Origin of the sequence: Methylobacterium ajmalii (assembly GCF_016613415.1) — a bacterium.
In the GTDB taxonomy this organism is placed as follows: domain Bacteria; phylum Pseudomonadota; class Alphaproteobacteria; order Rhizobiales; family Beijerinckiaceae; genus Methylobacterium; species Methylobacterium ajmalii.
This window is the reverse complement of the sequence record NZ_JACWCT010000015.1, coordinates 1-13,051: the sequence shown is the minus strand read 5'-3', so window position 1 is coordinate 13,051 and position 13,051 is coordinate 1. Positions and strand designations below refer to the sequence as shown.

Here is a 13,051-nt window from a genome sequence, read left to right as displayed (position 1 = left end):
GCGAGGCTCAGGGGGCCGGGCTCGGGCGGGGTCGCGCCGCGCACCTGCCAGGCGCCGTCCCGGCGCCCGATCACCGCGAGGCTCGCGCCCTCCGGCCGCTCGCTCACCGCGAGCAGGTTGACGGTTCCGTCGATCTCGACCGGCCGCAGGGCGTCGGCCGCGAAGACCGCGCCGGGGCCCGGCGACACGGCGCTGGTCGCGACCGGCACCGGCTTCGGGTCGGCGCTCATCGCCACCGGCTGGCGCTCGCGCAAGGTGAGGGCGGTCGCGGTCCGGTGGCCGTCCGGCCCGGTCCCCGACAGGTAGGCGCTCAACGGCCCGGCCAGCACCCGGCGCGAGCCCGGCACCGCGCCCTTCGGCGTCTCGCCAGCAGTCAGGCCCTCGATCGCATCGAGGGGGAGGGGGATCACCGTCACCGTGTCGCCCGCCAGGGTGACGACGGCCGCACCCGTCTCGCCCCAGGCGACCGCCAGCGGCCCGGGCTTGCGGGGCAGCTGCGGCAGGCCGGCGGTGGCGACGGCGAGCGCCGCCTCGCTGGCGGCGTCGCGCAGCTGCGTCACCCGGAACGGCAGGTCGAGGAGCGCGACCCGCGGCTCGGCGGCGGCGGGGGAGGCGAGAAGCAGGAGCGCGAGAGCGAGCGCCGCCCGCTCAGACATGCTGGCCGCCGTTGATGTGCAGCTCGGCGCCGTTCACGTAGGACGAGGCCTCGGTGCACAGGAAGTAGATCGCCTTGGCGACCTCGTCGGGGGTGCCGAGGCGGCGCTGCGGGATCTGTGCCACCAGCTTGTCGGTCCCGGGCGAGAGGATCGAGGTGTCGATCTCGCCGGGCGAGATCGCGTTCACCCGCACCCCGAGGGGACCGAAATCGGAGGCCATCTCCCGGGTGAGGCCGGCGAGCGCGGCCTTGGAGGTGGCGTAGGCCGCCCCCGCGAAGGGATGGACGCGCGAGCCCGCGATCGACGTCACGTTGACGATCGAACCGCGCGACCGGGTCAGCTCGTCGCGCAGGCCGCGCGCGAGCAGGATGGGTGCGAAGAAGTTGACCTGGAACACCCGCTGCCAGTCGGAGAACGGGGTGTCGATGGCGCCGAGCCGCGCGCCGCCCGCCCCTTTGGGCGAGATGCCGGCATTGTTGACGAGCGCGTGCAGGAGCCCGCCCTCGGCCTCGAGCCGGCCCGCCACCTCCTTGACGGCGCGGATCGTGTCCTCCGGGTCGGCGAGGTCGACCTGCAGGTGGTCCTCCGGGCCCATCTCCCAGGGGCAGTTCTCCGGGAAGGCGTGGCGCGAGCAGGTGATGACGCGCCAGCCCGCCGCCGAGAAGCGCTTGACGGTGGCATGGCCGATGCCCCGGCTCGCGCCGGTGAGCAGCATCACGCGGCGGCGTTCGTTCGACGGTGGGGCCACGGCCGTTCCTCGGGATGTCCGGTGCGGGCGCCGCCGGTCGTGCGGGGCGCCGAGAGCCTCAGGGTAGGGCCCGGCGACCCGGAAATCCAGGGCTCGCCGCGCCGCAGCAAAGGTTGCGCCTCAGGGACGCGACGGTCCGGGAGGCCCGCCCCTCACGGGTACAGCCGGTTCCCCGTCCAGGCTTCGCCCTCGCGGGTGAAGCGCACCCGGTCGTGCAGACGGTAGGCGCCGTCCTGCCAGAACTCCATCGTCACCGGGGCGATGCGGTAGCCGGTCCAGTGCGGCGGGCGCGGCACCGCCTCGTCGGGAAAGCGGGCGCGCATCTCGTCCACCGCCCGGATCAGGACGTCGCGGCTCTCCAGCGGCTGCGACTGGCGGCTCGCCCAGGCACCGAGGCGGCTGTCGCGGGGGCGCGAGGCGTAATAGGCGTCGGCTTCCGCCTCCGAGACCTTGGTCACCGTCCCGCGGGCCCGGACCTGCCGGCGCAGGCTCTTCCAGTGCATCACCAGGGCGGCCTGCGGGTTGTCGGCGAGCTCCTGCCCCTTCATCGACAGGGTGTTGGTGTAGAACACGAAACCGCGCTCGTCGGCATCCTTCAGGAGCACGATGCGCACGTCCGGCATCCCGTCGGCGCCGCTGGTCGCGAGCGCCATGGCGTTGGGATCCTCCGGCTCGGAGACCTGTGCGTCGGCAAACCATTGCCGGAACAGGTCCCACGGATCCGGGTTCTGCGTGAAATCACCCTTCGTTAACCCGTCCACGGCATCGTCCTTACCCAAATGGCACTCCGCTGGAGTGCCGCTGTGACAACCGAACCGGGGGCGGGTCGGCGTCGCAAGGTGATGCGTCGCGGCGGGCCGTCCGGTCTTGAGATTAGGTGTAATGCGTCGCGGTGCGTGTAAAGTCGGTTCGGTGACGCTCGGGCTCGCCTGTGCGGCGGGCGTGCTCGGCGGCGTCCTGTCACTCGGCGGCTGCAGCCAGCCGCTCATCATGTTCACCCCGCAGGTGGACGCCGCCCCGCCGGAGCCCGAGAGCACCGGCAGCATCGAGCCGGCGGCGCCGAAGAGCTTCGGCTCCGACCTTTCGGGCGAGGATTGGCGCCGGGCCAAGGCGGCCCTCTCCGTCGCCCTCGACCCGCAGGGCAACGGCCAGCCGGTGAAGTGGGACAACCCGGATTCGGGCATGCGCGGCATGATCAACCCGACCGGGCTGCCCTTCGTGAAGAACGACGAGATCTGCCGCGGCTTCCTCGCCTCGGTGATCGGGCCGGGGAACAACCGCTTCGTGCGCGGCACCGGCTGCCGCCCCTCCGGCGGTGCCTGGGAGCTGAAGAGCCTCAAGGCCACGTCCAAGCCGGGCTGAGCCTCCGGTTCGGCGGTCCGAATGGCGCTTGCGCGGGAAGTGCCGTAACCTCGCAGCCTCCCGCTCCGCCTGCGTTGCAATCCGGCAACACGGTCGCCAGATAGGGCACATCTCTTTCAAGCCGCGGCCCCGCTCCCGCCCGTGACGCGCCGGATGCGGGGCCGCTCGAATCGCCATCGGATCGCCATGCGCAACCCATACGACGTACTCGGCGTGAGCCGTTCGGCCGACGAGGCGGAGATCAAGAAGGCCTTCCGCAAGCTCGCCAAGGCCTACCACCCCGACCGCAACAAGAACGACGCCAAGGCGCAGGACCGCTTCTCCGAGGTCAACCAGGCCTACGAGATCCTGGGCGACGCCAAGAAGCGCGAGCAGTTCGACCGCGGCGCCATCGACGGCGACGGCAAGCCCCGCTTCACCGGCTTCGAGGGCTTCGGCGGCGGCGCCGGGCGCGGCGGCGGTGCCGGCGGCTTCGACTTCGAATCGATGGCCCGCGGCCGGGGCGGCGCGGGCGGCGGGGCCGCCGGCGGCTTCGGCGAGGAGATCTTCTCGCACCTGTTCGGCGAGGCGTTCCGCTCGGGCGGCGCCGGCCGCGGCGCGCCCCAGAAGGGTGAGGACGTGGCGGCCGAGCTCACGGTCGGCCTCGATCAGGTCGCCGGGGAGGCCAAGCTCCGCCTCAACCTGCCGAGCGGCCGCGAGGTCGACGTGGTGGTGCCAAAGGGCGTGGTCGACGGGCAGGTGATCCGCCTGCGCGGCCTCGGCTATCCGGGCGCCCACGGCGCCGAGCCGGGCGACGCCCTCCTCACCATCCGCTTTGCCCCCGATGCGCGCTTCCAGGTCGAGGGCTCGGACCTGCGCACCTCCGCCGAGGTGCCGCTGGAGGACGCGGTGCTCGGAGGGCCGATCCGGATCCAGACCCTGACCGGCGCGGTCGAGATGAAGATCCCGCCGATGACCAGCTCGGGCCGGGTCTTCCGCCTGCGCGGCAAGGGCCTGCCGAAGAAGGACGGCACCCGCGGCGACCTGCTCGCCACGGTCGCCATCACCCTGCCGGCGAGCGCCGACGAGGCCCTGACCGAGTTCGCCCGCAAGCGCCGGGCGGCCGCCGCGACCCCGTAGAGTTCGGAACGCGCGGGCTATAACAGGAGCCGGCGCACTTCCGTCGCCCGCGGGCGTCGGTTAAGGAAACCCCTGGGGAGCCATGGACGGCCGGGTCCGCCCTGCCGCCGGCCCCCCGTGGCGGCTGTTCTTTGGGTGACTCATGGCTGACTCGAACCTGGCTGACTCGAACCGGGCACAGGTGCAGGATGACGGGCAGGCCGCATCCCTGAAGACCGGGCTCCTCGCCGGCAAGCGCGGCCTCGTGCTCGGCGTCGCCAACAACCGCTCGATCGCCTGGGGCATCGCCAAGAGCGCCCACCAGCACGGCGCGCAGCTGGCCTTCACCTACCAGGGCGAGGCGCTGAAGAAGCGCGTCGAACCGCTCGCGCGCGAGCTCGACGCGGCGGTCGTCGGCCACTGCGACGTCACCGACCCGGCCTCGATCGACGCGGCCTTCGAGGCCACCGGCCGGCACTTCCCCGAGGGGATCGACTTCGTCATCCACTGCATCGCCTTCTCGGACAAGGACGAGCTGACCGGCCGCTACATCGAGACCAGCGAGGCGAACTTCTCGAAGTCGCTGCTGATCTCCTGCTACTCGTTCACGGCCGTGGCCCAGCGGGCCGAGAAGCTGATGCGCAACGGCGGCTCGCTCCTCACGCTGACCTATTACGGCGCCGAGAAGTGGATGCCGCACTACAACGTGATGGGCGTCGCCAAGGCCGCGCTCGAGGCCTCGGTGCGCTACCTCGCGGCCGATCTCGGCCCCCAGAAGATCCGCGTCAACGCGATCTCGGCCGGCCCGATCAAGACGCTTGCCGCCTCCGGCATCGGCGACTTCCGCTACATCCTGAAGTGGAACGAGTACAACGCCCCCTTGCGCCGCACCGTGACGATCGACGAGGTCGGCGAGACCGCCGCCTACCTGATCTCCGACATGTCGCGCGGCATGACCGGCGAGATCCTGCACGTCGATGCCGGCTACCACGTCGTGGGCATGAAGAATCCCGAGGCGCCGGACCTCAGCCTCGACAAGGACTGAGCCCGGGGGCTGGACCCCACGGCCGTTCGGCCCACTATGGGCTTCGCGTCGGACACGCGGAGCCCAACCATGCCTACCCTGAAGATCGCCATGCTCACCGCGGGCGGCCTCGCCCCCTGCCTGTCGGCGGCGGTCGGCGGGCTGATCGCCCGCTACACCGACCTGGCGCCCGAGGCCGAGATCATCGGCTATCGCAGCGGCTACAAGGGCCTGCTCCTCGGCGACCACATCCCGGTCACCCCCGAGGTGCGGGCCAAGGCGCATCTCCTGCTGCGCCACGGCGGCTCGCCGCTCGGCAACAGCCGGATCAAGCTCACCAACGTCAAGGATTGCGTGAAGCGCGGCCTGGTGAAGGAAGGGCAGGACCCGCTCAAGGTGGCGGCCGAGCAGCTCGCCCGCGATCAAATCAGCGTGCTGCACACGATCGGCGGCGACGACACCAACACCACGGCGGCCGACCTCGCGGCCTATCTCGAGGCCAACGGCTACCACCTGACGGTCGTCGGCCTGCCCAAGACCATCGACAACGACGTGGTGCCGATCCGCCAGACGCTGGGCGCCTGGACGGCGGCCGAGCAGGGCGCGCTCTTCGCCGAGAACATCGTCAACGAGCAGAGCGCCAACCCGCGCATGCTGATCGTCCACGAGATCATGGGCCGCAAGTGTGGCTGGCTCACCGCCGCGACGGCCAAGGCCTATCGCGACCGCCTCGACCGGACGGAGTCCGTGCCGGAATTCGGCCTCGACCGGGCGCACAAGGAGGTGGACGCGGTCTACCTGCCCGAGATGCCCCTCGACATCGCCCGCGAGGCGGCCCGGCTGAAGGCACGGCTCGACGCCAAGGATTGCGTCACGATCTTTCTCAGCGAGGGCGCCGGCCTCGACGAGATCGTCGCCGAGATCGAGGGGCGGGGCGAGGTGCTGGGCCGCGACCCCTTCGGCCACGTCAAGATCGATACGGTCAACGTCGGCAAGTGGTTCGCCGACCGCTTCGCGCCGATGATCGGGGCGGAGAAGTCGCTCGTGCTGAAATCCGGCCATTTCGCCCGCTCGGCGGCCCCGAACGCCGACGATCTGCGGCTGATCCAGGGCATGGTCGACTACGCGGTCGAGTGCGGCCTCACCGGCGTCTCCGGCGTGATCGGGCACGACGAGGAGCGGGACGGCCGGCTGCGGGCGATCGAGTTTCCGCGTATCCGCGGCGGCAAGGCGTTCGATCCGGAGGCTGCCTGGTTCACCGCGATGCTGGACGCGATCGGACAGCCCCGCGGCTGACGGAGGCCGGCGCCACGATGGGCGCCGGTTCTTTTGAACTCTAGGTGGTAAATTACGACCCCGTCGCGTCGAGCGTCGAGGCATGGCCGCCGGGTCCGGCGTGGGACGGCCGGCGGAGGAACGGAACCACGTTCCCAACCGTGTCGACCGGGGCCGTCTCGGATGCCATCGCCTCGACCGCGCCCGGCTTGAGCCCGGATCCGAACGACATCCACCGCACGATCCGGCCGTCGCCATGGCGCATCATGTGCCGCTCGACCCGTCTCCGGGCCCACCGGGGCACGCCGTCGCCGAACTTCATGGGCCTTCCTCCCTGCTCGCCCGCTGCGCGACCCTTGGTCGGCTGCCGAGCGAAACAGGGGGCGGAGGTTGTGTCATCACCCGTTTGGGTGACGCGGCGTGAACCTCAGGTTTTCAGCACCAGGCAGGCTCCGCCGACGCCGCGGATGCGGTTGCACAGCGCCTCGGCACCGGGGCGGGTCTCGGCGGGCACGCGGATGCGGTAGAACGCCCGGGTGCCGCGGTGGCGCAGCCGGGTGCCGATGACCATCGGGCGCACGTCGCCGAGGATCGCCGCGTAGCGGTCGCGGGCCCGGCCGAAGCTCGCCAGGGCGATCGACTTCGAGAAATTGCCGGCGAGTTGGACGCCCCAGGGTGCGAGCGTCGCGGCGGCACCCGCGAAGAAGGTCTCGGTGCGGCCGCGGATGCGCAGGGACGCCGTGACCTGCAGGCAGGTCGTGCCCTCCGGCTCGACGAGATCGCCCTTGGTGTCGGCCTTGGCGGCGGCGGCCCAGTCCTCGGCGCTGCGCCCGGTGATCGCCGCGACGTAGGCGCGGGTCTCCGCCGGCAGGCCGCCGGTGCCGGCGAGCCAGGACGAGACCCTGCCGGGCCCGCCATTGTAGGCCGCGGCGGCGAGGCCGAGATTGCCGAACCGGCCCCGCAAGTCGAGGAGGAAGCGCGCGGCGGCGGGGATCGCCTGCTCGGGATCGAACGGGTCGGTCAGCCCACGCTCCTGCGCCGTGCCGGGCATGAACTGCGCCACGCCCTGGGCGCCGGCAGGGCTCACCACGCCGGGCCGGAAGCTGCTCTCGCGCCAGATCAGCCGGGTCAGGAAGGCGACCGGCAGACCCTTGGACTGGGCCGCGCCCTCGATCAGGCGGCACAGGGCCTGCTCGACCGTCTCCTCCTTGCCTCCCGAATCCTTGGCCTGCGATGCGGGCGCCGGCCGCACCGGTGCGGCCACGGCGGCGGCCGGGAGGACGCAGGCCGCGACGAGAAGCCAGGCCGGGAGGAGGAGAGGGGGGCGGGTCACCAGGCCCTCTTACCTCAATTCCTTGAACGATTCGGCAAGGGGCCGGGCAAGAGGCTGGGCGAGTGGCCTGCAAGGGATCGGCGAGGGATCGACAACGCCTTTCCGGTCTCGCGGGCGCACCGGCCCTGGCGCCGGGCCCGGTCCCGCGCCATCTAGCGGGCGATGTCCTCGCCGCTCCTGTTCGACGCCCCCCTGATCCGCAAGCGGCTCGCCCGCGCCCGCCGCGCCGGCTTCGCCGACTTCCTGGTCGCGCGGGCGGTCGACGACCTGTCGGACCGCCTCGGTGCGGTGTTGCGGGAATTTCCCCACGCCCTCGACCTCGCCACCCCGGTCCCGGCGGCCGCGTCCTGGCTGCGGGCGAGCGGGCGGGCGCAATCCGTCATCCGCCTCGCACCGGTGGCGGAGCCGGGCGGGCCCGGCCTCGCCGTCGCGGTCGGCGATCCCGAGACCCTGCCGTTCGGCGACAGGAGCTTCGACCTCGCCGTATCGCTGCTGGCGCTCCAGCACGCCAACGACCTGCCGGGCGCGCTGGTGCAGATCCGCCGGGCCTTGCGGCCCGACGGCCTGTTCGTCGGCTGCCTGCTCGGCGGGCGCACGCTGACCGAGCTGCGCCAGGTCCTCACCCAGGCCGAGAGCGAGGTCGAGGGCGGGGCAAGCCCCCGGGTGGCGCCGTTCGCGGAGGTGCGCGACGTCGGCGGCCTGCTCCAGCGCGCCGGCTTCGCCCTGCCGGTCGCCGACGTCGAGACCGTGACGGTGCGCTACGGCGATCCGTTCGGGCTGATGCGCGACCTGCGGGCCATGGGGCTGACCAACGCCCTGCGCGAGCGCCGCGGCGGCCTGCGTCGCGAGACCCTGATGCGGGCCGCTGCCCTCTACGCCGAGCGCTTCGCCGACCCGGACGGGCGCCTGCGGGCGACTTTCGAGATGATCTGGCTCTCGGGCTGGGTGCCGCACGAGAGCCAGCAGAAGCCGCTGCGGCCGGGCAGCGCCCAGGCGCGGCTGGCCGACGCCCTCGGCACCGTGGAACGCAAGGAGCCGTCATGATGGGCCCATCCATCACGATCACGCCGAACCCGCACCGGATCCGCGTCATGCTCGGCGGCACGATCGTCGCCGAGACCACCCGGGCGCTGACCCTGCGCGAGGGCGCCATGCCGCCGGTGCTCTACATCCCGCGCGAGGATGCCGAAATGGACCTCTTCGCACGGACAGCGCACCGCACCCATTGCCCCCACAAGGGCGATGCCAGCTACTTCTCCCTCACCGCCGGCGGGGTCGAGCGGGCCAACGCGGTCTGGAGCTACGAGACCCCATATCCGGCGGTGGCGGCGATCAAGGATCATCTCGCGTTCTACCCGAGCAAGGTCGACGCGATCGAGGAATTCGAGGACTGAACGACCCGTTCAGCGGGCGCCGTGCGGCCCGCCTCACATGATGTCCCCATCACCCGACGCGCGCGGGGCGACGGCGCCATCGTGCGGGCTCGCGGGAGGAATTCCGGAACACGTCGTCCGGAATTCCTCTCACTCCCCGATCCCGAACAGCCGCTCGAGGAAGTTCTTGTCCTCCCGGCTCGGGCCGCCGCGCTGGGGCGCCGGCTGCGGCCGGGCGGGAGCGGGCTGGCCGCCGCCGAGGAGGTCGTCGATCATGCCGCCGATCGTCGGCGGCTCGGCGGGGTTGGCCGCCGCGACGGCGTTGCTGGTGCGGCGCCAGCGGGCGGCGCCGGGGAGCGGCGCCGGCTTGTCGCCGCGCAGGCCCGCCACCATGACCCGGTTCCAGATCTCCACCGGCAGGTTGCCGCCCGACACCCGCTTCGTCGGCTCGCCGTCGTCGTTGCCGAGCCAGACGCCGGTCACCAGGGTGGCGGAGTAGCCGATCACCCAGGCATCGCGGAAATCCTGGCTGGTGCCGGTCTTGCCGGCCAGATCCCAGCCCGGAATGTCGCCCTTCTTGGCGGTACCGCTGACGAAGACCTCGTGCATCATCGCGTTCATCATGCCGTCGGCCTGGGGCTCGATCACCCGGCCGAGGCCGCTCGGGGCGCGCTTGTAGACGGTACGGCCGTCGACGGTCTTCACGCCGGCGATCACGTAGGGGATCACCCCCATGCCGCCATTGGCGAAGGTGGCGTAGGCGCCGACGAGTTCGAGCGGGGTCACCTCCGAGGTGCCGAGCGCGATCGACGCGTTGGCCTGGAGGGCCGAGGTGATGCCGAGGCGCTGCGCCGTCTGCACCACCGCCTTCGGGCCGACCTCCACGCCGAGCCGCACCGCGACCGTGTTGAGCGAGTGGGCGAGCGCGTCCCGCAGGGTGACGGGGCCGCTGTAGTTGCGCGAGTAGTTCTCGGGGTTCCAGCCCTTGATGTTGATCGGCGCGTCCTCCCGCACCGTGTCGGGGGTCAGGCCGCGCTCGACCGCCGCGAGGTAGACGAACGGCTTGAAGGCCGAACCGGGCTGGCGCTTGGCCGTGGTGGCGCGGTTGAACTGGCTCTGCGCGTAGTCGCGCCCGCCGATCAGCGCCCGGATCGCCCCGTCGGGCCGCATCGTCACGACCGCGCCCTGGCCGACGTTGTAGCGCCCGCCCTTCTGGTTCAGCTCGTCGACCAGCGACCGCTCGGCCACCGCCTGGAGGCCCGGATCGACGGTGGTCTGGACCGAGACGTCGGTCTCGATCTTGCCGACGTAGTCGTCGAGCACGTCCATCACGAGGTCGGCGACGTAGTTGGCCGAGCCGCCGCCCTTGGCGCGCGCCGGCTTCGCCGGCTGGGCCAGCGCCACCTTCACGTCCGCGGGCTTGGCGAAGCCCAGCTCCTGCATCGCCGCCAGCACCTGCGCGGCGCGGGCCTGGGCCGCCGGCAGGTTGCGGTTGGGCGCCAGCCGCGACGGCGCCTGGACGAGGCCGCCGAGCATCGCGGCCTCCGCCAGCGTCACCTCCTTGGCGGGCTTGGCGAAGTAGCGCTGGGCCGCCGCCTCGACGCCGTAGGCGCCGGCGCCGAAATAGACCCGGTTGAGGTAGAGTTCGAGGATCTCGTCCTTGGTGTACTTGTGCTCGAGCCAGAGCGCCAGGATCGCCTCCTGGATCTTGCGCGAGGCGGTCCGTTCCTGGGTCAGGAAGAGGTTCTTGGCGAGCTGCTGGGTCAGGGTCGAGCCGCCCTGGGCGACGCCGCGGCGAGTCAAATTTTGGCTGATGGCGCGGGCGATGCCGACCGGATCGATGCCGAGATGGGAGTAGAACCGCCGGTCCTCGATCGCCACGAAGGCGCGCGGCAGGTAGGGCGGCAATTCGCGGATGCTCACCGTGCGCCCGCCGGTCTCGCCGCGATTGGCGAGCAGCGAGCCGTCGGCAGCCAGGATCGCGATGTTGGGCGGGCGCTTGGGCACCGCCAGCTGGTCGATCGGCGGCAGCTGCGAGGCGTGGTAGGCGACGATGCCGGCCACCGCGACGAGGCCCCAGAGGCCGAGGATCACCGTGCCGTAGACGAGGGAGCCGAGGAACGAGCGCCGCCGGCGCCGCGGGGCCGGGGCCGCCGCACGGGCGGCCCGCTTCGGGGCGGCCTTGGCCGAACCCTTGGATGTGCCCTTGGAGGTACCCTTGGCCACGCCGCCTCCCGCCCGATCGCCCCGCGAGAGGCGCAGGTCGAGGGAGGCCGGATCCCCGGTCCCCTCCGCCTCGAAGCGGGGCTCGACCCGACCCGTCCGCTCGCGTCCCTTCGCCATCCTGCCGAGTTCCCCTTCGCCCCCGGACGAACCGGCCCGCGTGGGGCACTCAAGAGACGGTAATTGAGGCGGGTTTAAGGGCCGTTAACCGAAATTTTGTCGAACGTTTCCCGTGTCTTAGCGCTTCGATCCAAAGCATGCGGCAAGCCGCGCCGGAACGCGCCACCTCCGACGGCGTTGCGGAGGCTCTCACAAGGAGCCGACATGCTGCACCTGCTGGTGGCCGATGGGAACGACCGGGCCGGCCGCGAGACGCATCTCTCGGTCTGCGACAAGACCTCCGCCGAGACCTATGCGGGCATCCTGCATGCGCTCGCGCCGGACGCCGTCTGCCACCTCGTCGCCCCGGCCGACGCGGGTGCGGTTCTGCCCCGGGCGCTGTCCGACTGCGACGCCCTGGTTCTGACCGGCTCGACCCTGCACGTCGAGGATGGCGGGCCCGCCGTGACACGGCAATGCGACCTGGTGCGGGCGGCGCTCGAGGCCGGCGTGCCGGTCTTCGGCTCGTGCTGGGGCGTGCAGGTGGCCGCGACGATCGCCGGCGGCCGGGCCGCCCGCAACCCGCGGGGGCCGGAATACGGGCTCGCCCGCGCCATCACCCGGACGCAGGCCGGGGCGGACCACCCGCTGCTCGTAGGCCGCCCGCCGGCCTGGGATGCCCCGGCGATCCATGACGACGCGGTGGTCGAGCCGCCGCCGGGCAGCACGGTGCTGGCCGGCAACGACCGCCTCGACGTCCAGGCGATCGAGATTCGCCTCGGCGACGGGGTGTTCTGGGGCACGCAATACCATCCCGAGCTCGACCTCGACGAGGTCGCGGCGATGCTGCGGCTCTCCGCCGAGGGCGTGGTACAGGCGGGCCTGTGCCCGGACGAGGCCGCGCTCCACGCCTACGTGGATGCCCTGCGCGACCTGCACGGCGACCCGGAGGGGCGGGCCGACCTCGCCTGGCGCCTCGGCGTCGCCGCCGAGGTGCTGGCGCCGGAGCGCCGCCGGCGCGAGATCGCGAACTTCCTCGACCGGCTGGTGCGACCGCGACGGAGACCGTGAATCCGGTGCCGCTCATCCGAAATCCGATCGGAGGCTTCGCAATGCGGATTTCGGCTTCGCTCGAGCGCCGCGCCGGCTGGTGACACCGGATCCGGAAGCAGTCTTCCGGATCCGGTGTCAGGCGGCCCGGACGCCGCCGAGGAAGCGCTCGACCTCGGTGCCGAGATGCTCGGCCTGATGCGTCAGCGCATCGGCCGAGGCGAGCACCCGGTCGGCGACGGTGCCGGTGGTGCCGGCGGCCTCGGCCACCGCGCCGATCGTCGCGGTGAGCGAGCCGGTTCCGGCGGTGGCGCGCTCCATCGCGCGCAGGATCTCCTGGGTCGCCGCCTCCTGCTCCTCGACCGCCGCCGCCACCGCGGCCGCCACGCCGTCGATGCCGCGGATGCGCCCGCCGATCGCCTCGATCGCCCGCACGGCGTCGTCGGTCGCCCCCTGGATGCGGCCGATCTGGCCGCCGATCTCGCCGGTGGCCTTGGCGGTCTGGGCGGCGAGTTCCTTGACCTCGGCAGCCACCACCGCGAAGCCGCGGCCCGCGGCCCCCGCGCGGGCCGCCTCGATCGTGGCGTTGAGCGCCAGGAGGTTGGTCTGGTCGGCGATCGCCGAGATCATCGTGACGACGTCGCCGATCCGGGCGGCCGCCTCGCTGAGGGCGCCCACCAGGGCGGCGGAGCGGTCGGCCTCGGCGACGGCGGCGCGGGCGAGTCCGGCGGTCTCGCCGACCTGCTGGCCGACCTCGCGCACGGAGGCGCCGAGCTCCCGGGTCGCCGCCGCGACCGCGCCGACGTCGCC

General features: G+C 72.5%; 13 protein-coding genes and 1 pseudogene. 7 read left to right on the top strand and 7 right to left on the bottom strand.

Annotation, left to right across the window (positions count from 1 at the left end; translation table 11 throughout):
• The 3 genes and pseudogenes from HPY23_RS02665 to pdxH all read right to left on the bottom strand — a co-directional run.
• A pseudogene (locus tag HPY23_RS02665) lies at positions 1–656 on the bottom strand (hypothetical protein); the annotation flags it as partial.
• Positions 649–1,371 carry an SDR family NAD(P)-dependent oxidoreductase gene (locus HPY23_RS02660; protein WP_060845821.1) on the bottom strand — a complete coding sequence of 241 codons (723 nt, stop codon included), beginning with the start codon at positions 1,369–1,371 and terminating at the stop codon, positions 649–651. The gene HPY23_RS02660 and the pseudogene HPY23_RS02665, both read right to left, overlap by 8 nt.
• A gap of 185 nt (positions 1,372–1,556) precedes the next feature.
• The gene (pdxH, locus tag HPY23_RS02655; RefSeq protein ID WP_082742390.1) at positions 1,557–2,165 is read right to left on the bottom strand and encodes a pyridoxamine 5'-phosphate oxidase; all 609 of its coding nucleotides are present in this window, start codon (positions 2,163–2,165) and stop codon (positions 1,557–1,559) included.
• A 121-nt stretch (positions 2,166–2,286) separates the two neighbouring features.
• On the opposite strand from pdxH, the gene HPY23_RS02650 reads away from it, so the two are divergent.
• From HPY23_RS02650 to HPY23_RS02635, 4 genes are all read left to right on the top strand, one after another.
• Complete coding sequence (locus HPY23_RS02650; protein WP_060845823.1) at positions 2,287–2,766, top strand: RT0821/Lpp0805 family surface protein; 480 nt, start codon at positions 2,287–2,289, stop codon at positions 2,764–2,766.
• 186 nt (positions 2,767–2,952) lie between these two features.
• Complete coding sequence (locus HPY23_RS02645; protein WP_060849194.1) at positions 2,953–3,885, top strand: DnaJ C-terminal domain-containing protein; 933 nt, start codon at positions 2,953–2,955, stop codon at positions 3,883–3,885.
• 157 nt (positions 3,886–4,042) lie between these two features.
• Positions 4,043–4,909, top strand: coding sequence for an enoyl-ACP reductase FabI (gene fabI, locus HPY23_RS02640; protein WP_060849195.1), 867 nt, complete (start codon positions 4,043–4,045; stop codon positions 4,907–4,909).
• A gap of 69 nt (positions 4,910–4,978) precedes the next feature.
• Positions 4,979–6,184: a pyrophosphate--fructose-6-phosphate 1-phosphotransferase gene (locus HPY23_RS02635; protein ID WP_091885447.1), complete on the top strand. Its 1,206-nt coding sequence runs from the start codon at positions 4,979–4,981 to the stop codon at positions 6,182–6,184.
• 52 nt (positions 6,185–6,236) lie between these two features.
• Here HPY23_RS02635 and HPY23_RS02630 read toward each other — a convergent pair whose 3' ends face one another.
• Both HPY23_RS02630 and HPY23_RS02625 read right to left on the bottom strand, forming a co-directional pair.
• Complete coding sequence (locus tag HPY23_RS02630) at positions 6,237–6,485, bottom strand: hypothetical protein (RefSeq protein WP_060845825.1); 249 nt, start codon at positions 6,483–6,485, stop codon at positions 6,237–6,239.
• 105 nt (positions 6,486–6,590) lie between these two features.
• Complete coding sequence (locus HPY23_RS02625) at positions 6,591–7,496, bottom strand: lytic transglycosylase domain-containing protein (protein ID WP_091885449.1); 906 nt, start codon at positions 7,494–7,496, stop codon at positions 6,591–6,593.
• Between the two features lie 162 nt (positions 7,497–7,658).
• On the opposite strand from HPY23_RS02625, the gene HPY23_RS02620 reads away from it, so the two are divergent.
• Both HPY23_RS02620 and HPY23_RS02615 read left to right on the top strand, forming a co-directional pair.
• Positions 7,659–8,540, top strand: coding sequence for a methyltransferase domain-containing protein (locus tag HPY23_RS02620; protein ID WP_091885453.1), 882 nt, complete (start codon positions 7,659–7,661; stop codon positions 8,538–8,540).
• A complete protein-coding gene (locus HPY23_RS02615; protein WP_091885456.1) occupies positions 8,537–8,890 on the top strand; it encodes a DUF427 domain-containing protein in 354 nt (117 codons plus the stop codon). The genes HPY23_RS02620 and HPY23_RS02615 overlap by 4 nt, the downstream gene beginning before the upstream one ends.
• Before the next feature lie 129 nt (positions 8,891–9,019).
• Here HPY23_RS02615 and HPY23_RS02610 read toward each other — a convergent pair whose 3' ends face one another.
• Positions 9,020–11,212 carry a transglycosylase domain-containing protein gene (locus tag HPY23_RS02610; protein ID WP_091885458.1) on the bottom strand — a complete coding sequence of 731 codons (2,193 nt, stop codon included), beginning with the start codon at positions 11,210–11,212 and terminating at the stop codon, positions 9,020–9,022.
• 204 nt (positions 11,213–11,416) lie between these two features.
• Here HPY23_RS02610 and HPY23_RS02605 point away from each other — a divergent pair, with 204 nt between their 5' ends.
• Positions 11,417–12,262, top strand: a complete 846-nt coding sequence (locus HPY23_RS02605; RefSeq protein WP_091885461.1) for a type 1 glutamine amidotransferase — start codon at positions 11,417–11,419, stop codon at positions 12,260–12,262.
• 117 nt (positions 12,263–12,379) lie between these two features.
• Here the strand turns inward: HPY23_RS02605 and HPY23_RS02600 are convergent.
• A partial coding sequence (locus tag HPY23_RS02600; protein WP_236017619.1) for a methyl-accepting chemotaxis protein occupies positions 12,380–13,051 on the bottom strand: 672 nt, incomplete at its 5' end.

Coding starts and splice junctions, on each gene's coding strand:
- HPY23_RS02660 (WP_060845821.1), bottom strand. CDS start 1,371: ATGCTGCTCACCGGCGCGAGCCGGGGCATCGGCCATGCCACCGTCAAG.
- HPY23_RS02650 (WP_060845823.1), top strand. CDS start 2,287: ATGCGTCGCGGTGCGTGTAAAGTCGGTTCGGTGACGCTCGGGCTCGCC.
- HPY23_RS02645 (WP_060849194.1), top strand. CDS start 2,953: ATGCGCAACCCATACGACGTACTCGGCGTGAGCCGTTCGGCCGACGAG.
- HPY23_RS02635 (WP_091885447.1), top strand. CDS start 4,979: ATGCCTACCCTGAAGATCGCCATGCTCACCGCGGGCGGCCTCGCCCCC.
- HPY23_RS02630 (WP_060845825.1), bottom strand. CDS start 6,485: ATGAAGTTCGGCGACGGCGTGCCCCGGTGGGCCCGGAGACGGGTCGAG.
- HPY23_RS02620 (WP_091885453.1), top strand. CDS start 7,659: ATGTCCTCGCCGCTCCTGTTCGACGCCCCCCTGATCCGCAAGCGGCTC.
- HPY23_RS02615 (WP_091885456.1), top strand. CDS start 8,537: ATGATGGGCCCATCCATCACGATCACGCCGAACCCGCACCGGATCCGC.
- HPY23_RS02610 (WP_091885458.1), bottom strand. CDS start 11,212: ATGGCGAAGGGACGCGAGCGGACGGGTCGGGTCGAGCCCCGCTTCGAG.
- HPY23_RS02605 (WP_091885461.1), top strand. CDS start 11,417: ATGCTGCACCTGCTGGTGGCCGATGGGAACGACCGGGCCGGCCGCGAG.